A 22715-nucleotide genomic window follows, 5' to 3' on the forward strand; every position below is an offset into this window, starting at 1 on the left:
CCGGCCGACCTGCGCCACCTGTGGCCGTCAGCGTCACCCTTTGTATTTCTCGATGGACTCCTGGAACGCCTGACGCTGACACTCCTGCTCATCCTCGAAGGCGCGATTGCTCTCTGACGGGCCGCCGGCGTACATCGGATACAGCGGATCCCCGCCGAGCGTCACGTCGTACCCCTTGTCCTTCAGGCACTTGACCTCGGCCCGCATGAGGTCCTCGAAGTGTGGGTTGGTACGTCGTTCACGGTCGAGCCACGGCTCCGGGAGCTTGGACTCACACGCCTTCGCCTTGTCCCGGTAACGCTCGTCGGAAAGGTCCACCTTCGGCCTCTGGGGGGTGATCGGGATCCCCTGGCGGATCAGGCAGGCGGTCCAGACTTCGGTGAGCCGGTCGACCGTCGCCGGGTCGTCATCGGGACGGATCAACGGACGCTCTTGTGTCACCGGGGAGGGCACCGCCGACGTGGCGGCCGACGCTGTCTGCAACGTCGCAACCTCCGGCGCCGCGGTGTCGGCCGACGCGTCGCATCCGGTGGTAAGGAGCTGCAGGCCCAAGGCCAGTCCGGCCATGGCACAGATGGTATGTACGCGCATGACGCCACCCTGAATCACGAATGTCAGGAAGCTGTTGGGCGCCTGTCACGGTGGTGATCTTGCCGGCCGTGAGCGACCAGAACCCTGGCTACCCGGCTCAGTTCTTGGGGGGCTGGAACCGGCGGCGCTGCCAGGAACCGATGATGTGCTCGCGCATGACGCGTTCGGCGGCGGCGACGTCCCGGCGGGAGATCGCTTCGACGATGGCGGTGTGTTCGTCCAGAGTGGACCGGAACGCGTTCTCGTACCCGAAGCCCCGGAACCGGCTGCTCTCCTGGGCCCGCAGGTAGAGGCGCTTGGCGATGTTCTCGGCCAGCCGGTTGCGGGACAGCTCCATGACCGTCAGGTGGAAGACCACGTCGGCCTGGCGGAAGGAGTCGCTCTCGTACGGCATCTCCCGCATCACCTGCAGCGCGTGCTCGATGCGGGTCAGCTCGTCCGGCGTACGGCCGGCGGCCACCGCGCCGGCCATCGCCGACTCGAGGTTCCCGCGGACGATGGACAGCTCGTCGAGCACCCCCGAGGACTCGTCGTTGTCGATCAGGGCCGAGATCACCACCGGGTCGAGCATGTTCCAGGAGCCGGACCGCGCCACCTGCGTTCCCCGGCCCTGGGTCACCAGCACCAGGCCCTTCTCCTCGAGCAGCTTCGCCGACTCGCGGATCACCGTGCGGCTCACCCCGAAGTGCTCGCTGAGCGGGCCCTCGGGCGGGAGCAGCTCACCCTCGGCGATCTGACCGGTCACGATGAGCTCGGCCAGCTCGCTGACGACGGCGACGCTCAGCCGCTCGGCGCGCCGGCGCGGCGGGAGCGGGAACGCGTTCGAAGATGCCGTCATGACGGCATCTTAACGAGCACTATCCGCAGGTCACCCCTTGACCGCGCCGGTGAGCCCGCCGACGATGCGGCGTTCGAACAGGCTGAAGAACACCAGTGCCGGGATCATCGACAACGAGGTGAAGGCGAGCACCTTCGCCGTGTCGACCGAGTACTGCGACGAGAAGGCCTGCACGCCCAGCGGCAGGGTGAAGGTGTCCTGGTCGTTCAGGATGAACAACGGCAGCAGGTAGCTGTTCCAGCTGCCGATGAAGGCCAGGATCCCGGTGGTGACCAGGCCGGGGACCGAGAGCGGGAGCACGATCCGCCAGAAGAAGCCGAGCCGGCTGCACCGGTCGATGATCGCCGCCTCCTCGATCTCCCGGGGGATCGCCCGCAGGAACGGCACCAGGATGATGACCGTGGTGGGCAGCCCGAAGGCGATCTGCGGGAGGATGACGCCGGGCAGGGTGTTCACCAGGCCCAGATTCTTGATCAGGATGTAGAGCGGCGTGATGGCCACGGTGATCGGGAACATCAGGCCGGCGGCGAACAGCGCGTACATCGCCCCGCGGCCACGGAACCGGTAGCGGGCCAGCACGAAGCTCGCCATCACGCCCAGCATGACGACGCCGAGGGTGGTGGCCACCGCGGCGATGGTCGAGTTGCCGACCTGGCGCCAGAACGTGTCGCTGGTCAGCACGTCGGTGTAGTTGCCGCCCACCCACGGGTCGGGCAGACCGGCCGGGTCGACGGTGATCTGCGAGTTGGTCCGGAACCCGCCGATGATGATGTAGAGGACGGGACCGAGCATGACCCCGATCAGCAGCAGGGCGGCCACGTAGACGATCGGGTCGCCTCCGCCGCTTGCCTTTCTGGCCATGCCTAGGCTCCCTCGGTGAGCGCGCCCTCGGTGTCCCGGCGCAGAACGAAGCGCTGGTACACCAGCGCGATGGTCAGGGAGATCAGGAACAGCACGACGGCCACCGCGTTGCCGTAGCCGTAATTGGCGGCGTTGCGGCCCTCGACGACCATGTACGTCGCCATCGTCGAGGTGCCGGCGGTCGAGGCGACGTACTGGCCCCAGATGATGTAGACCAGGTCGAACAGCTGCAGCGCGCCGATGATCGACAGGAAGGCCCAGATCCGGATCGTCGGCGCGAGCAGCGGCAGGGTGATCTCCCGCTGGGTCTGCCAGAACGACGCGCCGTCCATCGCCGCCGCCTCGGACAGCTCCTCCGGGATGTTCTGCATCCCGGCCAGGAACAGGATCACCGCGAACCCGATGTACTTCCAGGTCAGGATCAGCATCAGGGTCCAGATGGCCAGCTTCGGGTCGGCCAGCCAGTCCTCGGCCAGCCCGCCCAGCCCGATCGACCGCAGCACGTCGTTGACCGCGCCGTTGGTCTGCAGCATCAGGCTCCAGGCGGTCCCGACGATGACCTCGGAGATCACGTACGGTACGAAGATCAGCACCCGGATCACCGACTGCCCGCGCATCCTCCGGTTGAGCAGCAGGGCCAGCCCGACGGCGATCGGGCCCTGCAGGACGATCGACAGCACGACGATCAACCCGTTGTGCCACAGCGCCTCGTGGAACGAGCTGTCCTCGAGGATGGTGACGTAGTTGTCGAGGCCGACGAAGTTCGTCGGAACCCCGTAGCCCTTCCAGCGATAGAAGCCGTAGTAGGCGGCGAGCAGGACCGGGACGATCACGAAACCGACGAAGACGACGATCGCCGGGCCGGACAGCAGCAGGATCTCCAGGCGCTGGGCCCAGCCGATCCCGCGGCGGCGGGGCCGGAGCGGGGGCGGCGCCGGAACGTCGCCCCCGTCCCGCGCGCGGCTGCTGGACGCTCCCTCGGTGACAGCAGCGCTCACGTCAACCCTTCTTGGCCGCGTCGTTGACGGCCTTGATGATCCCGGCGACGTCGCCCTTGCCGGCCAGCAGGTTGACGACGCCGACGTTCAGGGCGTTTCCGACGCTCTGGCCGTAGACGGTGTCGAGCCACTGCGACACGTACGGCGCCTTGTTGTAGGCCTCGAGGCACGCCTTGAGGTAGGGCTCGGTGATGACCGCCTGGGCCTCCTTGTTGACCGGCAGCGAGTTGAAGGCCTTGTAGGAGGCCGTCTGCACGTCCTTGGTCACCAGGTAGTTCAGGAAGTCGGCGCACTCCTTGGGCGCCTTGGCCGAACACGAGAAGCCGTCCGCGCCGCCCATGATCGCGGCCGGGTCGCCCTGGCCGCCGGGAACCGCCGGGAAGGGGAAGAAGCCCAGGTCGGGCAGCGGCTTGGTGTCCTTGGTGAGGCCGGCGATCACGCCCGGGTCCCAGGCGCCCATGAGCTCCATGCTCGCCTTCCGGTTGGCGATCAGGCCCGCCGAGCTGCCCGCGCCCTGCTGCGCCGAGGTGGTCAGGAAGCCGTTGTTGAACGGCTGGGTGGCGGCGAACGCCTTGAGGTCCTCACCGGCCTTGGTCCAGCACGGGTCGTCGAAGGTCTTGCTCTTGGCGGTGGCGTCGAGCGTGGCCTTGCCGCACGCGCGCAGGGCGAACCAGTAGTACCAGTGGGCGGCCGGCCAGGCGTCCTTGCCGCCCAGCGCGATCGGGGTGTTCTTCGCCTTGAGCTTGGTGACGGCCGCGTTGAGCTCGTCCAGGGTGGCCGGTGGCGTGGTCACCCCGGCCGCCTTGAACAGGTCCTGGCTGTACCAGAGACCGCCGGGCAGGATCGAGGTCGGTACGGCGTACGTCTTGCCGTCGACCGTGCCGGTACCGAGCACGGCGCCCACCGCCGCCTTGGTCTCGGCGGTGATGTCGTCGCTGATGTCCTTGAGCTGGCCGGCCTCGACCATCGCGGCCATCTTGCCGCCGCCGCGCTGCAGGAACAGGTCGGGCGCCGAGCCGGAGTTCAGCGCGGTCTGCAGCTTGCCGTCGAGGTCCTCGTTCTGGACCGTCTGGACCTTGATCGTCACGTTCGGGTGGGCGGTGTGGAAGTCGGCCGCCACCTTGTCCCAGAACGCCCGGCCGGGGCCGGTCGTGGCGTTCTGCCACAACGTCATCGTGACGTTGCCGCCGGAGTCGGAGCCGCCGTCGTCGCCCCCTCCGCAGGCGGACAGGCCGGCCAGGCCCAGAGCCACCACGGCCGTCAGGACAAGGGTCTTGCGTGCTGCCATTGCGAGTCACCTCTCGGGTGGGGATGGTGCGAGGCGGCGCGGCGAGCCCGGTGGTGACGCCGCACCGCCTCGGTCCATGGGGCTCAGCTCAGACTGAACCGCTGGTTGGCCTGTCCGTTGCAGTCGTAGAGCTGGATCTGCTGACCGTTGCCGCTGCCCCAGACGTCCAGGCAGCGCCCGGACTGCACGCCGGTGATGGTGCCGCCGGAGGTGACGTTCCACTGCTGGTTCGCCTGCCCGTTGCAGCTGTAGATCTGCACGGCCGACCCGTTGCCCGAGCCGGCGGCGTCCAGGCACCGGTTGCCGTACACGGTCAGCTGCTTGCTCGAGGTGAGCGTCCAGGCCTGGTTGGACTGACCGTTGCAGTCGTAGAGCTGGACCCGGGTGCCGTTGTTCTGGGACGCGCCCGGCACGTCGACGCACCGGCCCGACTGGGCGCCGACGATCCGGCCCGAGCCACCGGGGTTCGGCGGGGTGGAGGGATCATCGCTGGGCGACGGCCCGGGGCTCGCCGAGTTGAGGACGTTGAGCACCGAGGTGTACGCCGCCTTCTTGTTGCCGCCACCGTCGAACAGCAGCGGGCTCTCGTTGGAGCGCCACGAATCGCTGTCCCGCACGCCCCACACCGTGATGCCGATGCAGCGCGGCACGTTGAGGCAGGCCTGGGTGAGCCCGGCGTACTGCGAGGTGGAAGCGTTGGTGACGTCGACCTCGGTCAGGGCGACATCCACGCCCAGCGCGGCGAAGCTCGACAGGGTGGTCTGGAAGTTGCCCGGCAGCGAACTGCCGCCGGTGAAGTGGGTCTGCAGGCCCACGCAGTCGATCGGCACGCCGCGGGACTTGAAGTCCCGGATCATGTTGTAGACGCCCTGCGTCTTGGCGTACGACCAGTTCTCGATGTTGTAGTCGTTGTAGCAGAGCTTGACGTTCGGGTCGGCGGCGCGGGCGGTGCGGAACGCCACCTCGATCCAGTCGTTGCCGGTGCCCTGCAGGTTGGAGTTGCGGCGGCTGCCGTTCTCCTCGAAGGCCTCGTTGACGACGTCCCAGGCGGCGAGCTTGCCGCGGTAGTGGGCCATCACGCCGTTGATGTGGTCGATCATCGCCTGGCGCAGGGCGCTGCCGTTGAGGCTCTGCATCCAGCCCGGCTGCTGTGCGTGCCAGGCGAGGGTGTGGCCGCGCACCTTCAGGCCGCGCTGGGTCGCCCAGTTGTAGATCTGGTCGCCGGAGCTGAAGTTGAACTGGCCGCGGTTGGGTTCCGTCGCGTCCGGCTTCATCTCGTTCTCGGCCGTGATCATGTTGAATTCGCGGGCGGCGATCGTGCTGTACGTCGAGTCGTTGAGCCGGCCGGCCGCGATGGCCGTGCCGAAATAGCGGCCCGACTGGGCGGCCGCGGCGCCCAGGGTGTTCGCCGCGGCGTTGGCGGCGGGCATGGCCAGACCCAGGCCGGCCGCGGCGAGGACGACCGCGGCGACACCGAGCAGGGGACGGAAGGGCAGCGACCGGCGTCGTGACGAGCCGGCGGGCGGAACGGGGGAGCTGATTGCCACGATGGCCTCCTTTCTCGGTCCCGGACCGGGCCACCCGGCTTCACGCGGGCAGGGGGCATCGAGCCACAGTGCGGGGTGAAGGGGATGTCGGTGGATTGCCCGACCTGAACCAGAGAGCGATGAAGGTGAATGTCAGGCCATGCTAGGCATCGCAACACCAGCGAAACAATACTTTCCGGAAAACATCCGGAAGTAGATTCCGGCGCCGGCTGGCCGCATTTCCCCTTCGGAGGCTCTTGAGCTGGAGTTATGCCCCCTTCCTAGGCTGATCGAATTCTTCTGCGGTGGCGACGAAGCGGGGACTCGAAAGGTTTCAATCCGAAACTTACGGAACTATGCCGGTCAGGGAAGCAGCACCAGCTTGCCGGGACCGTGTCCGGCCAGGCCGATCTCGTGGGCCTTCGCGGCGTCGGCGAGCGGGAAGGTGGCCTCGACGATCACGCGCAGCGCCCCGGACCCGGCGCGTTCGACGAGATCCCGGCGGGCGGCGTTGCGGACCTCGGTTCCCGCGTCCTGCCCCGGCCCGTAGCCGAGCAGCCGGATGCCCGCCGAGGCCCGCCGCGCCGACCCGGTGATCGAGGCGATCCGGGCGCGATCGGCCACCAGCTCCAGCGACACGTCGAGCGCCTCGTCGGTGCCGGCGAAGTCGACCGCGGCGCTCACGCCCCGCGGTGCGGCGGCGCGTACCCGGTCGGCCAGCCCGGGGCCGTAGGCGACCGGGACGGCCTTCAGCTCGCGCAGCAGCGCGTGGTTGCGTTCGGCCGCGGTGGCGACGACCGTCGCCCCGGCCGCGGCCGCCAGCTGGACGCCCATCAGGCCGACGCCGCCGGACCCGCCGTGCACGAGCACCGTGTCACCGGCGCCGACGCCGGTCACCTGCAGCGCGTGGACCGCGGTGGTGCCGGTCAGCAGCAGCGACCCGGCCTCGGCCCACCCGAGCCCGGCCGGTTTGGCGACGATCGAGGCGGCCGGGGCGGTCACGTAGTCGGCGTAGGCGCCCGTCACGGGGTAGACGATGACCTCGTCCCCGACCCGCACGCCGGTCACCTCCGCGCCGACCTCAGTGATCACGCCCGCGCATTCCAGCCCGATCGACGGCATCGAGGCGGCGATCCCGGCGGCGTCCTTGTGGTCGTCGTCCACGGTGTGGAAGGCGCCGCTGTAGATCTTCCAGTCGATCGGATTGACGCCCGCGGCGCGCACCTCGACGACCACCTCGCCGTCGGACGCGCGCGGCGCCGGCACCTCGGTCACGACAAGCACATCGGGTGTGCCATGGGCGGTAGGACGCACGATTCTCGGCATGACAGCAGTATTGGTTCCGCCTGGCATGATGCCCAGTGCATTGTTGGTAAGGATTACTTGCGTCGTACGCACGACAGGGAGCGCGCATGCCGGAGGAACTGGACCTCAACCTGCTGCGCGTCTTCCACGCGCTGATGGACACCGGCAGCGTCGTGGAGGCGGCTGGTCGCCTGCACCTGTCGGCGCCGGCGACCAGCCGCGCGCTGAGCCGATTGCGGCGGGCCCTGAACGATCCGATCCTCGTCCGGGCCGGCCGTGGCCTGGTTCCGACCCCGTTCGCCCAGCACGCCGCGGGCCGGGTCAAAGCGCTGCTCGACGCCGCCGACGGCCTGCGCGCCGATCCCGCCGGCAGCGACCCCGCCACCTGGCAGCGCACCTTCGCCATCCGCCTGAACGACGCTCTCACCCCGGTTCTCGCGCCCCGGCTCACCCGCCGGATCGCCGACGAGGCGCCCGGCGTCCGCCTGCGGTTCGTCCATCAGGACTCCAAGGAACCGGAGCCGTTGCGCGACGGCTCGATCGACCTCGACGTCGGGGTCGCGGACCCGCCCCCGCCCGACATCCTGACGTCGGCGTTGTTCACCGCCCACTTCGTCGCGGTCGTGGCCGCCGACTCCGACCTGGGCCGCGCCCCGCACCTCACGGTGGACGACCTGTGCCGCCATCCGCACATCTCCGCCTCGCGACGCGGCCTCGCCCGGGGTCCGCTCGATGACGCCCTGGAACGGATCGGCCGGTCCCGCCAGGTCGCCGCGGTCGTTCCGTCCTACTCGGTGGGTGCTCTGATGGCCCTCGAACACGGCCTCATCTGCCTCGTGCCGCACGTCACGGCCGCGCACCTGGCCGAACGCGGCGTCCCGTTGCGCCGCCACGAGGTGCCCTTCGACCTGCCGGCCGCGAACGTCGAACTGCGCTGGCACCGCCGGGTCGACCACGACCCCGCCTCCCGGTGGCTCCGGGAGCGTCTTCGTGCCGCCATCCAGCCCCTCGCTCAGGCCCCCGGCTGACCGGATCTCCGTGTCACCCGGGGCACAACCGCTGGCCCGGGGTGCCGGGGAAGTAGCGGGCCCGGTCCACGATGACGGGCCGGGAGCAGACCTGCCGGATCACCGCGGTCAGGTCGGGATCGATCCGCCACATCGCCGACTTCCCGTCGATGACGGCCAGGTCATGGCCGTCGAGGCGGGGCGCGTTCAGGCGGAGGCCCTGGGTGTGCAGGGTCAGCAGGTTCCGGCCGGTCGCGACGTCCCAGATCCGGGCTTGGGTGCCGTCCACGACGGCCACCGCCCGGCCGGCCGCGTCGAAGGTGATGGCCGCCGTCTCGTCCAGGCCACCGGCCCGGGCCACGATTCGCGGGGCGCCGGGGTCGGTCGCGTCCATGATGGTCGTGGACACCTCACGAGCGTAGGACGTGACGGCGATCAGCCCGCCCGGCCCGGCCCGGAGAACCGCCGGGTGCGGCACCCGCAGCAGGGTGGCGCTCCGGCGACCGTCGAGGGTCCACAGCTCGATCGCGTCCTGGTCGCCGACCCGCCGGCTCAGGACGATGCCGGTGCCGTCGGCGAGCACGGCCGTCCCGACCACGCCGTCGGCCGGCAGCCGGCGGGCCGACCGGTCACCGACCCGCCACACCCGGGCCGCCCGGTCGGCCCCCACCGCGCCCAGCACGGAACCGGTCCGGTCCATGCTGTCCTTCATCTCCAGATCGGCCGGGGCCCGGATGTGGCGAGGGTGGTCCAGGTCGGTCAGGTCCCACAGCAGGGATCTGTTGTCCGCGTTCCAGTAGATGGCCCGGTGCTCGTCGAGGCTGCTCAGGTGGAGGTAACCGGTCGTGGCGGGAAGGCTGCCCGCCGGTCGCCAGGTCGTGCCGTCCCGGCGCCAGAGCCGTTCGCCCTGCGTCTCCTTGTCGTAGGTGACCGCGTACCGGCCGGGCGGGCTCGAGAAGCCCTGGCCGAGGGTGGTGGCGCCGGCCGCCGCCTCCGCCAGGATCAGCGCGTCCCGGGACTCGGCGGTGGGCGCGAGCCGGTACGCGGCCAGGGCCAGGGCGGCGGCCTCGCGGGGCTGGGAGGTGATCAGGCTCCGGGCGGCGTCGGCGGCTCGCAGGGACAGCGCCTCGTTGCGCTGCCGGGCGGCCCTGTGCTGGGCGGCCACCGCGAGGGTGGCGGTGCCGGCGAGCAGCACGGCCAGGGCGGTCAGCCCGGCGGCGAGCCGGCGCAACCGGCGGGTGGCGCGCCGGCCGGCCAGGGTGCGGGCGTGTTCGGCGGCCAGGCCGGCGTCGAGGAAGGCCCGCTCGCCCGGGTTGAGCCGGTCGCGCAACCGGGCGGCCTGGTCGAGCCGGGCGCCGCGGTAGAGGGTGTCGGGATCGTGGTCGTGGGCGGCCCAGGCCGCGGTCGCCTCGGTGAGCCGGTGCTGGGCGCGCAGGTCGTCGCGGTCCTGGTCGATCCACCCGGCCAGGCGGGGCCAGGCCCGCAGCAGCGCTTCGTGGGTCAGCTCGACGCTGTCCCGGTCGATGGTGATCAGCCGCGCGGCGGCGAGCCGGTCGAGCAGCGCGTCCGGCACGTCCAGATCGGTGCGCGGGACCCGGCGCCTGGTGTCCGCGGTGCCGTCGCCCGGCACCACCAGCCGCAGGAACAACCGCCGCGCCGCGCCCCGGTCGTCGTCGGAGAGCGCCTCGAAGGTGTGTTCGGCGGTCCGGGCCAGCGCGTGCTCGATGCCACCGACGTCCTCGTAGCCGGCCAGGGTCAGGACCATCCCGCGCCGCCGGCGCCAGGTCTCGGCCAGGGTGTGTGACACCAGCGGCAGGGCGGCCGGCTGACCGGCGACGTCGGCGACGAGCCGGGCCACCAGCGCCGTCTCGATCGACGCCCCGGCCCGCGCGGCCGGTTCGGTGATCGCCGACCGGAGCTCCTCGGTCGACATGGGGCCGACCAGGACCTGGGCCCGGTGCAGCGCGGCGACCAGCTCGGGATGGCGTGCGCAGTGACCGTAGAAGTCGGCGCGGGCGCTGATCACGACCCGGGCGCGTGGTCCCGCGGCCGTGGTCAGCGCCCGGATCAGCCAGAGCCGGGCCGGGTCGTCGCAGAGCGTGAAGACCTCCTCGAACTGGTCGACCACCAGCAGCAGGTCGTCGGCGGCCTTGGCGAGCCAGCCGCGCAGGGCCTCGGGGCCGGCCGCGAGGTCGCGGCGGACCCGGTCGGTGGGTTCGTCGGCGAGATGCGCCACCGCCGCGGCCAGCTCGGTGATCGGATCGGCGCCCGGTGCGAGCAGCAGGGGAGTGCGTTTGCTGTGGGCGATCAGACCGGCCCGCAGCAGCGACGACTTGCCCGCGCCGGAGGCGCCGAAGACGCCGACGAACGGGCGGTCCTCGACCAGCGTGGCCAGCGTGTCGGTGACGGCCTCGCGGCCGAAGAACCGGTCGGCGTCACCGACCTGATAGGGGGCCAGCCCCACGTACGGCGCCACCGGGTCGCTGCCCGCGGCCGGTTGCGCGGCGGCCAGGTCACGCCACCGGGTGGTCCATTCGTCGAGGTCACCATGGCAGGCGCGGACCACCGCCCCGGTGACGGCGAGGCTGGGCAGCCGGCGGCCGGACAACGCCTCGGACAGCGCCGCCGCCGAGTAGTTCGTCCGCTTCCCGAGCTCCCGGTACGACGGCAGGCCGGCCCGGCGGCGAAGTCGCCGCAGGTCACCGGCGAATCGCAGCAGCGGGGTGTCCTCGGACTCCAGCGGCCGTTCCTGTCGGGGCACCGGACCTCCATCCGTCGTCGTCGCTGGGTCCCGCCGTGTTCGGCGTTTGTTGTTCAGTGATCGCGACCGATCCTGAACAACGCCTGGTTGCCTACGGTGGCCTTCCACATTAGATGCCGTTCAGGCGGCGTGAAGGAGTCATCCGATGACATCGGCACGAGCACGCCGGGCGGTCGCGGTCGCCTCCGCGGTGCTCCTCGGTATCGGCGTCGTCCCCGTCCCGGCGTCCGCCGCGCCCCGCCCCGAGCCGGGCCGTCGGGTGCACTTCGACGCACGGACGCTCCAGCCGGGCGCCCCCGGCGCCCACCGGCCTGCCGCCGTCACCAGGCTGCACGAGGGCCTCGGCACGCAGGGCCTGGTCGACATCGACCCGGTCACCGGGACGGCCCGGCGCGTCGCCCGCCTCGACGGGTTCCTGACCGCCGCCAGCGCCAAGCCGGCCAAGGAGATCGTCGCCGGCTACCTCGCCGCCAATCCCGGCGTCTTCGGCGACACCGCCGCCTTGCGGTTCCGCAAGGACTACGTCGACGTCGACGGCACCCACCACCTGAGCTACGAGCAGGTCGTGGGCAACGTGCCGGTGTTCGGCAACGGCGTCAAGGCCGACGTCACCAGGAACGGCGAGCTGGTCCAGGTCACCGGCTCCCCGGCGGCGTCGCTGCCGGCCTCGCTGGGCCGCGCCAAACTGTCCGCCGCGCAGGCCCGCGACGCCGCGGCCCAGGACGTCGGTGGCCCGGCCGACGGCCCGGCCGAGCCGGTCGCCTTCGTCACCCCGGGCGGCGCCACCCCGGCCTGGCAGATCCTTTCCACCAAGACCGGCTACCTGCACGTGGTCGACGCGGCGACCGGCCGCGTCCTCTACCGCCAGGACCTGCTGGTGCACGACAACGACCCGTCCGCGCTGGTGTGGCGGAACTACCCGGGCGCCCCGCTCGGCGGCGCCCAGCAGCGCCGATCCCTCGCGGGCTGGATCGCGCCCGACGCGACCACGCTGTCCGGCGAGTCGGCGCACGTGTTCCTCGACGTGAACGACGACGACGTGGCCGACGCCGGTGAGGAGGTCGCCCCGAACAGGCCGGGTGACTGGCGGTTCCCGTTCAAGGACTTCACCGGCCAGGTCGGCCCGCCCTGCGCGGCGGACAAGCAGTGCTCGTGGGACCCGAAGGTCGCGTACTCGTGGAAGGACAACGCGAAGCAGAACGCGGCCCAGCTGTTCTACTACGTGAGCAGCTTCCACGACCACCTGGAGAAGGCCCCGATCGGCTTCACCCGGGCGGCGGGCAACTACGAGACCGCGGACGGTGACCCGATCGAGGTCGACGCGATCGACGGCGCCGACACCGCGAACGGCTTCCCGGACGAGGAGCACGCCGACAACGCAACCATGCTGCCCACCCCGGACGGCGTGCCCGGCCGGATGCAGATGTTCCTGTTCCGGGCCCCGTCCTGGCCGGAGGACCCCTTCCTGGCCGCCAACTCGGGCGACGAGGCCGACGTGGTCTACCACGAGTACACCCACGGCATGTCCAATCGCCTGGTGGTCGACGCGTCCGGAAACTCGACGCTGACCGGCATCCAGGGTCTGTCGATGGGCGAGGCCTGGAGCGACTGGTACGCCTTCGACCACCTCGTCGCCCAGGGCCTCCAGACCGACACCGCGGCGCCGGGTGAGGTGCTGGTCGGCCGGTACGTGGGCGACGGCCAGAACCTGATCCGCACCCAGCCGCTGGACTGCGCGGTCGGCGCCGACGCGACGGTCTGCCCCGGCGCCGAGGGGGCCGGGCCGGGCGGGTACACGTACGGCGACTTCGGCCGGATCCGCGGGTACCCGGAGGAGCACGCGGACGGCGAGATCTGGGGCGAGACGCTCTGGGATCTGCGTACGGCGGTGGGCTCGAAGATCGCCGAATCGCTGGTCACCCGGGCCATGGAGCTGTCGCCGGCGAACCCGTCGTTCCTGGACATGCGCAACTCGATCGTGATGGCCGACCGGGTCACCCGGGGCGGCCGGGACGCCGGGAAGATCTGGAAGGTGTTCGCCGCCCGGGGGATGGGCTGGTTCGCCGCCGACCTGGGCGGCGACGATGCCACGCCGGTCGAGGACTTCTCGATGCCGCCGGCCGGGGACGCCTCGCGCACCTCGGTCACCGGCACGGTCACCGACGCGTTCACCGGCGCGCCGCTGAGCGGGGTCACGGTCACCTTCGCCGGGCACGCGTCCGGCTTCGGCGGCTCGTACCGGGCGGTCACCGACGCACGGGGCGCGTACACGATCACCGGCGTCCGGCCGGGTGGCACCTACCCGAAGGTCAGCGCCACGCTGCCGGGCTACGAGCCGGCCTTCCGTGACCTGCGGGTCGAGCGGGGTGTCAACCGGGTGGACTGGGGGCTGCGCTGGAACTGGGCCGCGACCAGCGCCGGCGGTGAGGTGACCGGCTTCAACGGCGAGGACTTCAGCGACTTCGGCTGCGGTCCGGGCAACGCGGTGGACGGCCGGCCGGGCAGCGGGTGGCTCAGCGACGCGGTGTACGGCGAGGACGGCCGGATCGACCCGCGATACCTGGTGGTGCGGCTTCCGGTCACGGTCGACGTGGCGGCGGTCGCGGTCAACCCGACCGGTGACTGCGGCGACGCCAGCGCCTCGACCGGTGACTACCGGGTCGAGACGTCGGCCGACGGCCAGGCCTGGACGGTCGCCGCCGAGGGCCACTTCGGGGTGGCCGACCGCAACCGGATGAACGAGGTGCCGCTCGCCGCGGGCAGCACGTCGCGGGTGCGTTTCCTCCGCTACACGATGCTCGGCACGCAGATCGCCGAGGAGGGCATCACCTGCCCCGACGACCACACCGGTTGCTACTACGTCAACACGGCCGAGATCGGCGTGTACGGCGCTTCAATCCCGTGACAGAGAAGGAGAAGCTCATGCGGTACGCCCGCCTCGCCGCGGCTGCGGTCCTGGTCCTCGCGCTGGCCGCCTGCGGTTCCAGCGAGAAGACCGTGGACCGGCCGGCCGGGTTCGTGAACAACGCCGGCGCGCTGATCGGCGTGACCATGCCGACACGGTCCTCGGAGCGCTGGATCGGCGACGGCGAGAACGTCAAGAAGGAACTGGAGGCGCTGGGTTACAAGGTCGACCTGCAGTACGCCGAGGACGACATCCCGACCCAGGTGAACCAGCTGGACAACCAGATCACCAAGGGCGTCAAACTGCTGATCATCGCGTCGATCGACGGCACCGCGATCACCACCCAGCTGGACAGCGCCAAGGACAAGAAGATTCCGGTCATCTCGTACGACCGGCTGATCCGCAACTCGCCGAATGTGGACTACTACGCCACCTTCGACAACTACAAGGTCGGTGTGCAGCAGGCGACCTCGTTGCTGACCGGTCTGAAGGTGCTCAACGCCGACGGGACGCCGGGCTCGGCCAAGGGACCGTTCAACGTGGAGCTGTTCGCCGGCTCGCCGGACGACAACAACGCCACGTTCTTCTTCAACGGGGCGATGTCGGTGCTGAAGCCGTACCTCGACAAGGGTGTGCTGAAGGTGCCGAGCAACCAGACCGCCTTCAAGAAGATCGCGATCCTGCGGTGGCAGCCCAAGACCGCTCAGGACCGGATGGAGAACCTGCTGACCTCCACGTACCGCTCGGGTCTGAAGGTCGACGGCGTGCTGTCGCCGTACGACGGGATCTCGATCGGTATTCTTTCCGCCCTGAAGAGCAACGGTTACGGCACCACGGGCCAGCCCTACCCGGTCGTCACCGGACAGGACGCGGAGGCGGCCTCGGTCAAGTCGATCATCGCCGACGAGCAGTACTCGACCATCTTCAAGGACTACCGCGACCTGGCCAAGACGAGCGCCCAGATGGCCGATGCCGTGCTCAAGGGGCAGAAGCCGGCCACGAACAACGACAAGGACTACGACAACGGCGTCAAGGTCGTGCCGTCGATGTTGCTCGGCACCGCGATCGTGAACAAGACCAACTACCGGAAGGCGCTGGTCGACAGCGGCTTCTATCAGGAGAGCCAGCTGCGTTAGCCGTCGTCCTTCGCCGCGAAGGCCCGCAGCAGGGCCGACACCGCGGTCGCGAGATCTCGGCGGCTCGCGGCGGAACCCGGGGCCGGCGCGTGGCGGGAGCCCGCGCCGGCCAGGCGGTCGAACAGCAGGCCGTCGACGCAGGCGACGAGTGCCTCGGTAGTCGCGCAGCGCTGAGCGGGCGCTGACGGGGCTCATGCCTCAGGACGTGATGGTGCGATCGTCGGCGTGCGCCCCGTAGAACGCCACCTGGCCCGCCATGATGGCGCGCATGCCGGTGCCGGGCGGAACGCCGTACACCGTGCCGGTGAAGTCGAGGGTCTGTTGCACCTTCCACAGTTCCTCGTGCTCGTCCGGCGGGAACAGCCGGGCGGGATTACCGGCCGCGATCCAGCCGATCGGCACCACCGTGCCCGGTTCCAGCCGCGAGTTGACGTGCAGGACACTGTTGATCCGCAGTTCCGAGCCGGTGCCCGCCACCGCGCCGGGAAAGAGGCCGGCGCCGGTCGCGACGAACACCTCGTCCTCGATGACGGCCCCGTTCACGTGCGCGTGCGGGCCGATCAGGACCGCGTCCCCGACGATCGCGGGGTGTTTCTCCCGGCCGCGGACCAGCGCGTTCTCCATGATCACGACGTCCGAGCCGACGGTGACCTCGCCGTCCTCGGCCGACAGCACGGCGCCGTGCAGCACGCGGACCCGTTCGCCGAGCCGCACCGCGCCACACAGCACCGCCGAAGGAGCAACGTACGCCGATTCCGGCACAACGGGTCGCCGGCCACGATGTTCGATCATCATGCCGTCAGCCTAGGTTCCGTCCTGGCCGGGACGCCGGTTCAGTACCGCGCGGTGTCCCACACCGCCGCTCGCGGCGGGTCGAACTCGTCGATGGCGATGCCTGCGACCAGGCCGCGATCGTTGATGTAGCTGCCCTGGCTTCCCAGCCGGTCGACCGTGTCGAGCAGGATGACCCGGCCGTGCCGCCAGACCGTTCCCCGCCGGCCAACGTCGGGCATCACGCTGTTCCCCACCACGTCGCCGCGCTCATTGATGCCCCACGACTCGCCCACCACCCCCTGCGGAACATTCGCCATGAGGTCCTTCAGGACGCCCTTCTCCCACACGAAGGCATGCTGGCCCCGGGTGGTCTGGGCGGTGCCGGTGATCTGACCGCGGTTGTTGATGCCGGACGTGAACACGTCGTCCCAGCCGAAGGTCCCCAGATCGGTCATCCGGCCGCGCCACCACCGGAACCCGTGGATCTCGCCGGACGCGACCGGGCCGAACCCGGCGATCTCGCCGCGGTCGTTGAGCCCGACGACGGTCACCGCGCCGCCGCCGAGCGAACCGAGGGCGGTCGCCCGGCCCCGATCCCAGAAGTACCCCTTCGAGGTGAAGTTCTCGGCCGGATAGCTGAAGGCGATCTGGCCGTGCGCGTTGACGTGCACCGCGTTGGAGCGCGCGGCCGGGAGACCGGTGTCGGTCATCACCCCGTTCCGCCAGAGGAAGACGTGCTCCGAGCCGTCCGGCAGCGTGGCGTTCCCGGCCACGTGCCCGTTCACGCCGATCGCGAGGGCGGTGCTCGTGGTGCCACCGAGCGTGCCGAGGTCGATCATCCGGCCCCGCCGCCACAGGAAGGCGTGGTAGTCACCGTCGGCCCGGTTGCTCTCGCCGACCACCTCGCCGGCGTCGTTGAGGGCCGCGGCGCGGGTGTAGTCGCCGCCCAGGCTCCCCAGGTCGGTGTACCGGCCGTTCTGCCACAGCGTACGGACATCGACCAGCACCTGACCGCGGTTGTTGACCCCCCGGACGAACCCGTAGGCGTGGTCCGGGCCGGACGCGTCGACACCCGGCACGAATCGGCGGGGCGGCGCGGCGTCAGCGGGAACCGCCGTCCCGGCCGAGATCACCAGCACCAGCGGCAAGGTCCACATCAAGAGACGGCGGATGTACGGTGATCCGGACACGTTCTCACCCCCGGCGTTGCGAGACCTCAATAGACCGCACATGACGCCCGGTAGCAAGTCTGACCTTTCCGGCCATGATCAGCGCCGGATCAGCCGCCACCTCGCACAACGCGGCCGCGCACGGTCCAGATGCCGTTGCGGCCCGAGGCCGGTGACCGAGCTGACCGCGAGCACATCGCAGCGGCTGACCGGATCGCAGACCGTGCTTTCGCGGCCGAGCGCAAGAGCGGTTAGCGGAGGTGCCTTTCGAGCCAGGTCAGCGTGACGTCGGCGACCTCGCGCCAGCCACTGTCGACCGGCATCGAGTGGCCGCGGCCGGGGAACTCGCGAAAGTCGGCCGGCGAGCCGCGGTAGCGCTTGACCGTCGCCTTGGCCACGGCCGCCGGTGCGCTGTGGTCCTTGCCGCCGGCGATCACGAGCAGCGGTCCCCGGTCCGGGCGGGCCGTGTCGACCGTGGCCGGTGAGTGGCGGGACAGGTTGGCGAACACCAGCTCGAACACCGGCCGGCCCGGCGACGGGATGGTCCACCGCCGGTGCAGCTCATCGGATTCGGCGGGGGAGAGCGCATTGCCGTGGCTGTAGCGGAACTGCCGGGCCGTCAGCGACAGCGCCCGCCGCCGGTTGGACGGGTTGCGCAGCAGGGGCCAGCCCACCGGGATGGTCGACGGCGCGACGTGTGCCACCTGGGTGGGGCGTGCCGACGCCGGTTGCCTGGCGCGAACAGCAGATCAGTGGTAAGGGCGGAATGGCTGTGACCGGCGGCACTGCGTAGAGTTCTGCGGGCGGCCGCGGCGGACGGCGCAGCCCGACGCACCGGAGTGAGACGGCAGTGAGCGTGAAGGAAACACCGGAATTATGATCAACGGCATCGACCCCGCGCGGCTCGAGCTTGCCCTGGCTGTCCTGGCCGAGGTCGAGTCGCTGCCGCCGGAACACCCCGATGCGGTACGCGTGCGCCGCGCCACCGCCGCCATCTACAAGACCGCCAAGGAGCAGCGCCGCCGGGAACGCCGGGACGCCATCCTGGCCGCGGACGCCGCTGTCACCGCGGCCACCGCCACCGGCGCTCCGGACCGGCTCGATGACGAGACCCAGGGCATTCCGCTGCGTACGCGGACCGAGGCGCCGGTCGCCGGGTTCCTCCAGCAGTCCCGCGGCTGTTACACCTGCAAGCAGCGCTACCGCCAGGTGGACGCGTTCTACCACCAGCTCTGCCCGTCCTGCGCCGAGCTGAACTTCAGCCGCCGCGACGCCCGCACCGACCTGACCGGGCGCCGCGCCCTGCTCACCGGCGGCCGCGCGAAGATCGGCATGTACATCGCGCTGCGGCTGCTGCGCGACGGCGCGCACACCACCATCACGACCCGGTTCCCGCACGACGCGGTGCGCCGGTTCACCAGCATGCCGGACAGCGCCGACTGGCTGCACCGGCTGCGGGTCGTCGGGATCGACCTGCGCGACCCGTCGCAGGTGGTCGCGCTGGCCGATTCGGTGGCCGCGGCGGGGCCGCTCGACATTCTGATCAACAACGCCGCCCAGACGGTGCGCCGCTCGCCCGGCTCGTACGCCGCGCTGGAGGTGGCCGAGTCGGCCGGGCTGCCGGACGGGCCGCTGCCGGAGCTGGAGTACCTGGGCGGGCATGACGCTTCTCAGCGCGTACACCCGGCGGCTCTGGAAGGGACCAGCCCCGCGCTGAGCCCGCACGCGCTCACCGCGCTCGCGCTGACCGCCGGGTCCGCGTCGCGAGAGCGGATCGCGGCGATGTCCGCGATCGACGCCGGCGGGCTGGTGCCCGACCTGGCCCCGGACAACAGCTGGAGCGCCCGGGTGCACGAGGTCGACGCCCTGGAGCTGCTGGAGGTGCAGCTCTGCAACAGCACCGCGCCGTTCATCCTGATCAGCCGGCTGCGCGCGGCGATGGCGGCGTCGCCGTTCCCGCGCCGGTACGTGGTCAACGTGTCGGCGATGGAGGGCGTGTTCAGCCGCGGCTACAAGGGCGCCGGGCACCCGCACACCAACATGGCCAAGGCGGCGCTGAACATGCTGACCCGCACCAGCGGCGAGGACATGTTCGCCGACGGCATCCTGATGACCAGCGTGGACACCGGCTGGATCACCGACGAGCGCCCGCACCCGACCAGGATGCGGCTGGCCGACGAGGGCTTCCACGCGCCGCTCGACCTGGTCGACGGCGCGGCCCGGGTCTACGACCCGATCGTGCGCGGCGAGCAGGGCGAGGACGTGTACGGCTGCTTCCTCAAGGATTACGCCCCGACCGCCTGGTGACCAGGTGAGTCGTCGTGATCCTGTCGTACCGGCGTCGTAGGTTGTCGGCATGACGGAGACCGCCCTCACCGCCGCCGACTTCGCCACCGCTGTCGGCCAGGCGCAGGCCGCCGCCAGGTCGTACTACGACACCGGCGACGTGCTGATGACCGACGCCGACTACGACGCGCTGCTCGACCGCATCGCCGAGGCCAAGAAGGCCCATCCGGAATGGGACGACCACGGCGTCACCACCCGGGTCGCGGCCGGTGTGTCCGGCGGCGGTGACGTGCGCCACCCGGTGCCGATGATGTCGCTGAGCAAGGTCACCGGTGAAGACGAGGTACGCGCGTTCGTGGTGAGCCTCGGTGGCGATCCCTGCCTGGTCGAGGTCAAGCTCGACGGGCTCGCGATCCGGGTGGAATACGCGTCGGGCCGGCTCGTGCTGGCCGCGCTGCGCGGTGACGGCAGCAGCGGTGAGAACGTCACCGCCCAGGTGTTGCGTGGGGTCGCCGGCCTGCCCGCCCGCCTGGCCACCGGGTGGACGGGGGAGGTCCGCGGCGAGGTCTACATGACGGTGGCCGACTTCGAGGCCGCCAGCGCGAACCGGGTCGCCGCCGGCGCCAAGGCGTTCATCAACTCGCGGGGCGCGGTCGCGGGTTCGATCCGCAGCGTCGACCGCACCTACGAGACGCCGATGACCTTCGCGGCGTACGACATCTCCGGCGACTTCCCCTCCCACCAGGAGCGCATGGCTCACGCGGCCGGGCTCGGCTTCCCCACGGCCGGGCGGCTGGCCACCGGCGAGGTCCAGGTCGCCGCCGACGCCGACGCCGCGCTCGCCGCCATCAGGCGCATCGGTGAGGTGCGCCGCGGCCTCGACTTCCCGATCGACGGCGCGGTGCTCGCCGCCGACCTGGAATCGACCCGCCGCCGGCTCGGGTCGGGCAGCCGCACACCGCATTGGGCGGCCGCCTTCAAATACCCCGCTGACACGGGCTCCACGGTGCTGCGCGCCATCGAGGTGCGGGTCGGGCGTACCGGCCGGATCTCGCTGCGCGCCGTGCTCGACCCGGTGTTCGTCGACGGCACCACGATCAGCTACGCGACGCTGCACAACCCCAAGTTCGTCGAGGACCAGGGCCTCGCCATCGGCCAGACCGTCGCCGTGTGGCGGGCCGGTGACGTCATCCCGCGCGTCACCGCGCCCATCGGTGAGCAGCCGCACGGCCTCACCCCGTGGACGCCGCCCGAGACCTGCCCGCAGTGCGGCGAACCGTGGGACAAGTCCAGCCTGCTCTGGCGTTGCCACACCGCCTCGTGCAGCGCCACCAACGCGCTCGAATACTGGTGCAGCCGCGAGGCCATGGATGTCGAAGGGGCGGGGGAGGCGCTCTGCGTCGCGCTGGTCAACGCCGGCCTCGCGACCGACGTCGCCGACCTGTACGCGCTCACCGCCGACCAGCTGGCCGAGCTGCCCGTCGGCAACACCAAGGCCGGCGGGGTGGTCCTGCTGGGCAAGCTCAACGCGGCCAAGGTGGTCGCGTCGCTCGACCACAGCAAGACCCAGCCGTTCAACCGGGTCATCACCGGCCTGGGTATCCGGATGACCGGGCGCAGCGTCGGCCGCTGGCTCGCCGCCCGGTTCAAGACGATGGACGCGTTGCGGGCGGCCACGGTCGCCGAGATCGCCGAGATCGACAAGATGGGCCTGATCAAGGCCCAACACGTGGTCGACGGCCTGGCCGCCATGGCCGGCGTCATCGACCGGCTGGCCGCGGCCGGCGTCACCATGAGCGTCCCCGAGACCACGGGTGACAAACCCCTCGACGGCAGGACGTACGTGGTCAGCGGCACCGTCCCCGGCTACACGCGCACCACGGTGAGCGAGCGCATCGAGGAGCTGGGCGGCCGGGCCAGCGGCAGCGTCTCGGCGGCCACCACCGCCCTGGTCACCTCCGAGACGACCACGGCCAAGGCGACGAAGGCCGCCAAACTCGGCATCCCGATCATCGACCCGGCCGAGTTCGCCGAGCTGCTCGCCTGAGCCCGGTGATGAGTTTGTCACCACCATTCACGACGACCAGTTCCCCGGCTCGGACTGCCGGAACGCCTGCCGGCGGACGGCACGGAGTAGTCACGCCGGCCGCGATGCCCAGGACGCCCGGCCGTCGCTCATCCGAGTCCTTTCACGATGATCGATCTGGCCGCCCTCGCGACGGCAACTGTACGAGAGCCCGCGGTCGCGACCGCGCCGGGTGATTGCCAATGATCAACGGCTTCGCCATCGCGAAGCCTTCGCGAGGCCATCGCGAAGCCATCGCGAGGCCGGAGAGGCCCGGAATCCGGGAGATCGGGGCAGACGGCGTGGCATGTTCGCGCCCCGGTGTGGCGGCTGATGCCACCGCGCCCGCATCATCGGCGGATGGTTGGAGTCAAACTACGAGCTGTCCGGCGTGAAGATCTGCCCCTGCTGCTCGTCGACCATGGGGACGATCCGATCGACACCTTCGGCTTCGTCGCCACCAACGCGCTGGAGCGGGCCTTCGCCGCCGACGGGCTGATCGGCTACGACACCGGCACCCTGGTGATCGAGGACGCCGACGGCGCGGTGGCCGGCCGGGCCTCGTGGCTCCCGGTGCCGCACGGGCCGAATCCGCCGTCCCGCGCGTTGAATGTCGGGATGCGGCTGAACCCCGGATTCCGCGGCCGTGGGGTGGGCGGCCCCGCGCTGACGCTGCTGGCGAACTACCTGTTCGACACCACGACGTTCGAGCGGTTGCAGGCGGAGACCGACGTCGGGAACCGTGCCGCGCTCCGGGGCCTGGAGAAGGCCGGTTTCCAGCGCGAGGGCATCGCCCGGCACGCGCAGTTCCGGAAGGGCGCCTGGCACGACATGGTCGTCTACAGCCTGCTTCGCGGCGACCCCAGACCGTGACCGGTGGTCCTTTCGTACCACGGGTCGACGAGCAAGATCCGTCGAGAGTGGGTCGTTCCGCGTCCGGGCGTTCGGGAACCTGGGATGAGATCCGGTATCGGCAACCACAAGGAGTGTTCGCATGAGTGACCGCTGGTTTCATGTCATTCCCCGCACCCGGCCGATGAGCGCGTTCTACCTCGTCGTCGGGTTGGTGCTCATCCTCACCACCGGCTATCGGGTGCTGACCGAGGGCGCGGCCGTGCTGCCGGTGGTCGCCCTGGTGGCCGCCCTGGCGCTGGTCGTGACCGCCGTCATCGGGCTGGTGTCACCGCCCACCGGCCGCTGACCGG

Annotated in this window: 18 protein-coding genes; 7 read left to right on the forward strand and 11 right to left on the reverse strand. The window is 70.9% G+C overall.

Annotation, left to right across the window (positions count from 1 at the left end; genetic code table 11):
- Positions 1 to 33: 33 nt before the first annotated feature.
- The 7 genes from AB0O15_RS33460 to AB0O15_RS33490 form a co-directional block, all read right to left on the reverse strand.
- Positions 34 to 567, reverse strand: coding sequence for a hypothetical protein (locus AB0O15_RS33460; RefSeq protein WP_364326956.1), 534 nt, complete (start codon positions 565 to 567; stop codon positions 34 to 36).
- Positions 568 to 688: 121 nt separating this feature from the next.
- Positions 689 to 1429, reverse strand: coding sequence for a FadR/GntR family transcriptional regulator (locus AB0O15_RS33465; RefSeq protein WP_364326959.1), 741 nt, complete (start codon positions 1427 to 1429; stop codon positions 689 to 691).
- A gap of 30 nt (positions 1430 to 1459) precedes the next feature.
- The gene (locus AB0O15_RS33470) at positions 1460 to 2290 is read right to left on the reverse strand and encodes a carbohydrate ABC transporter permease (protein ID WP_364326962.1); all 831 of its coding nucleotides are present in this window, start codon (positions 2288 to 2290) and stop codon (positions 1460 to 1462) included.
- A gap of 2 nt (positions 2291 to 2292) precedes the next feature.
- Complete coding sequence (locus AB0O15_RS33475; protein WP_364326965.1) at positions 2293 to 3288, reverse strand: sugar ABC transporter permease; 996 nt, start codon at positions 3286 to 3288, stop codon at positions 2293 to 2295.
- Between the two features lies 1 nt (position 3289).
- Positions 3290 to 4576: an extracellular solute-binding protein gene (locus AB0O15_RS33480; RefSeq protein WP_364326968.1), complete on the reverse strand. Its 1287-nt coding sequence runs from the start codon at positions 4574 to 4576 to the stop codon at positions 3290 to 3292.
- A gap of 83 nt (positions 4577 to 4659) precedes the next feature.
- Complete coding sequence (locus AB0O15_RS33485; RefSeq protein ID WP_364326971.1) at positions 4660 to 6123, reverse strand: endo-1,4-beta-xylanase; 1464 nt, start codon at positions 6121 to 6123, stop codon at positions 4660 to 4662.
- 342 nt (positions 6124 to 6465) lie between these two features.
- Positions 6466 to 7377, reverse strand: coding sequence for an NADP-dependent oxidoreductase (locus AB0O15_RS33490; protein WP_364326974.1), 912 nt, complete (start codon positions 7375 to 7377; stop codon positions 6466 to 6468).
- A gap of 137 nt (positions 7378 to 7514) precedes the next feature.
- Here AB0O15_RS33490 and AB0O15_RS33495 point away from each other — a divergent pair, with 137 nt between their 5' ends.
- Positions 7515 to 8435 carry a LysR family transcriptional regulator gene (locus AB0O15_RS33495; RefSeq protein ID WP_364326977.1) on the forward strand — a complete coding sequence of 307 codons (921 nt, stop codon included), beginning with the start codon at positions 7515 to 7517 and terminating at the stop codon, positions 8433 to 8435.
- A 13-nt stretch (positions 8436 to 8448) separates the two neighbouring features.
- On the opposite strand, the gene AB0O15_RS33500 is transcribed toward AB0O15_RS33495, so the two are convergent.
- On the reverse strand, positions 8449 to 11175 hold the full coding sequence (locus tag AB0O15_RS33500) for a hypothetical protein (protein ID WP_364326980.1): 2727 nt from the start codon (positions 11173 to 11175) through the stop codon (positions 8449 to 8451).
- 145 nt (positions 11176 to 11320) lie between these two features.
- Between AB0O15_RS33500 and AB0O15_RS33505 the strand changes: the two genes are divergently transcribed.
- Both AB0O15_RS33505 and chvE read left to right on the forward strand, forming a co-directional pair.
- Positions 11321 to 14080, forward strand: a complete 2760-nt coding sequence (locus tag AB0O15_RS33505; RefSeq protein ID WP_364326983.1) for a M36 family metallopeptidase — start codon at positions 11321 to 11323, stop codon at positions 14078 to 14080.
- A gap of 17 nt (positions 14081 to 14097) precedes the next feature.
- Positions 14098 to 15216 (forward strand): multiple monosaccharide ABC transporter substrate-binding protein, encoded by a 1119-nt coding sequence (chvE, locus tag AB0O15_RS33510; RefSeq protein ID WP_364326986.1) that lies wholly within the window; start codon positions 14098 to 14100, stop codon positions 15214 to 15216.
- Positions 15217 to 15414: 198 nt separating this feature from the next.
- On the opposite strand, the gene AB0O15_RS33515 is transcribed toward chvE, so the two are convergent.
- The 3 genes from AB0O15_RS33515 to AB0O15_RS33525 all read right to left on the reverse strand — a co-directional run bounded on the left by AB0O15_RS33515 (position 15415) and on the right by AB0O15_RS33525 (position 17863).
- The gene (locus tag AB0O15_RS33515) at positions 15415 to 16011 is read right to left on the reverse strand and encodes a gamma carbonic anhydrase family protein (protein WP_364326989.1); all 597 of its coding nucleotides are present in this window, start codon (positions 16009 to 16011) and stop codon (positions 15415 to 15417) included.
- Between the two features lie 38 nt (positions 16012 to 16049).
- Positions 16050 to 17147 (reverse strand): hypothetical protein, encoded by a 1098-nt coding sequence (locus AB0O15_RS33520; protein ID WP_364326992.1) that lies wholly within the window; start codon positions 17145 to 17147, stop codon positions 16050 to 16052.
- A 263-nt stretch (positions 17148 to 17410) separates the two neighbouring features.
- On the reverse strand, positions 17411 to 17863 hold the full coding sequence (locus AB0O15_RS33525; RefSeq protein ID WP_364326995.1) for an alpha/beta hydrolase: 453 nt from the start codon (positions 17861 to 17863) through the stop codon (positions 17411 to 17413).
- A 172-nt stretch (positions 17864 to 18035) separates the two neighbouring features.
- Between AB0O15_RS33525 and AB0O15_RS33530 the strand changes: the two genes are divergently transcribed.
- The 4 genes from AB0O15_RS33530 to AB0O15_RS33545 all read left to right on the forward strand — a co-directional run bounded on the left by AB0O15_RS33530 (position 18036) and on the right by AB0O15_RS33545 (position 22711).
- Positions 18036 to 19466 carry an SDR family NAD(P)-dependent oxidoreductase gene (locus tag AB0O15_RS33530; protein ID WP_364326998.1) on the forward strand — a complete coding sequence of 477 codons (1431 nt, stop codon included), beginning with the start codon at positions 18036 to 18038 and terminating at the stop codon, positions 19464 to 19466.
- A gap of 49 nt (positions 19467 to 19515) precedes the next feature.
- Complete coding sequence (gene ligA, locus AB0O15_RS33535; protein ID WP_364327000.1) at positions 19516 to 21492, forward strand: NAD-dependent DNA ligase LigA; 1977 nt, start codon at positions 19516 to 19518, stop codon at positions 21490 to 21492.
- 378 nt (positions 21493 to 21870) lie between these two features.
- The gene (locus AB0O15_RS33540) at positions 21871 to 22383 is read left to right on the forward strand and encodes a GNAT family protein (RefSeq protein ID WP_364327003.1); all 513 of its coding nucleotides are present in this window, start codon (positions 21871 to 21873) and stop codon (positions 22381 to 22383) included.
- Positions 22384 to 22504: 121 nt separating this feature from the next.
- Positions 22505 to 22711, forward strand: a complete 207-nt coding sequence (locus AB0O15_RS33545; protein ID WP_364327006.1) for a hypothetical protein — start codon at positions 22505 to 22507, stop codon at positions 22709 to 22711.
- Positions 22712 to 22715: the final 4 nt, after the last annotated feature.

The organism is Actinoplanes sp. NPDC089786, assembly GCF_040684855.1.
Classification (GTDB): Bacteria; Actinomycetota; Actinomycetes; order Mycobacteriales; family Micromonosporaceae; genus Actinoplanes.

Excerpts from the sequence above, each read along its gene's own strand:
- chvE (WP_364326986.1), top strand. The coding sequence starts at position 14,098 with ATGCGGTACGCCCGCCTCGCCGCGGCTGCGGTCCTGGTCCTCGCGCTG.
- AB0O15_RS33505 (WP_364326983.1), top strand. The coding sequence starts at position 11,321 with ATGACATCGGCACGAGCACGCCGGGCGGTCGCGGTCGCCTCCGCGGTG.
- AB0O15_RS33515 (WP_364326989.1), bottom strand. The coding sequence starts at position 16,011 with ATGATGATCGAACATCGTGGCCGGCGACCCGTTGTGCCGGAATCGGCG.
- AB0O15_RS33540 (WP_364327003.1), top strand. The coding sequence starts at position 21,871 with ATGGTTGGAGTCAAACTACGAGCTGTCCGGCGTGAAGATCTGCCCCTG.
- AB0O15_RS33480 (WP_364326968.1), bottom strand. The coding sequence starts at position 4,576 with ATGGCAGCACGCAAGACCCTTGTCCTGACGGCCGTGGTGGCTCTGGGC.
- AB0O15_RS33530 (WP_364326998.1), top strand. The coding sequence starts at position 18,036 with ATGATCAACGGCATCGACCCCGCGCGGCTCGAGCTTGCCCTGGCTGTC.
- ligA (WP_364327000.1), top strand. The coding sequence starts at position 19,516 with ATGACGGAGACCGCCCTCACCGCCGCCGACTTCGCCACCGCTGTCGGC.
- AB0O15_RS33520 (WP_364326992.1), bottom strand. The coding sequence starts at position 17,147 with ATGTGGACCTTGCCGCTGGTGCTGGTGATCTCGGCCGGGACGGCGGTT.
- AB0O15_RS33460 (WP_364326956.1), bottom strand. The coding sequence starts at position 567 with ATGGCCGGACTGGCCTTGGGCCTGCAGCTCCTTACCACCGGATGCGAC.
- AB0O15_RS33465 (WP_364326959.1), bottom strand. The coding sequence starts at position 1,429 with ATGACGGCATCTTCGAACGCGTTCCCGCTCCCGCCGCGCCGGCGCGCC.
- AB0O15_RS33470 (WP_364326962.1), bottom strand. The coding sequence starts at position 2,290 with ATGGCCAGAAAGGCAAGCGGCGGAGGCGACCCGATCGTCTACGTGGCC.
- AB0O15_RS33545 (WP_364327006.1), top strand. The coding sequence starts at position 22,505 with ATGAGTGACCGCTGGTTTCATGTCATTCCCCGCACCCGGCCGATGAGC.
- AB0O15_RS33495 (WP_364326977.1), top strand. The coding sequence starts at position 7,515 with ATGCCGGAGGAACTGGACCTCAACCTGCTGCGCGTCTTCCACGCGCTG.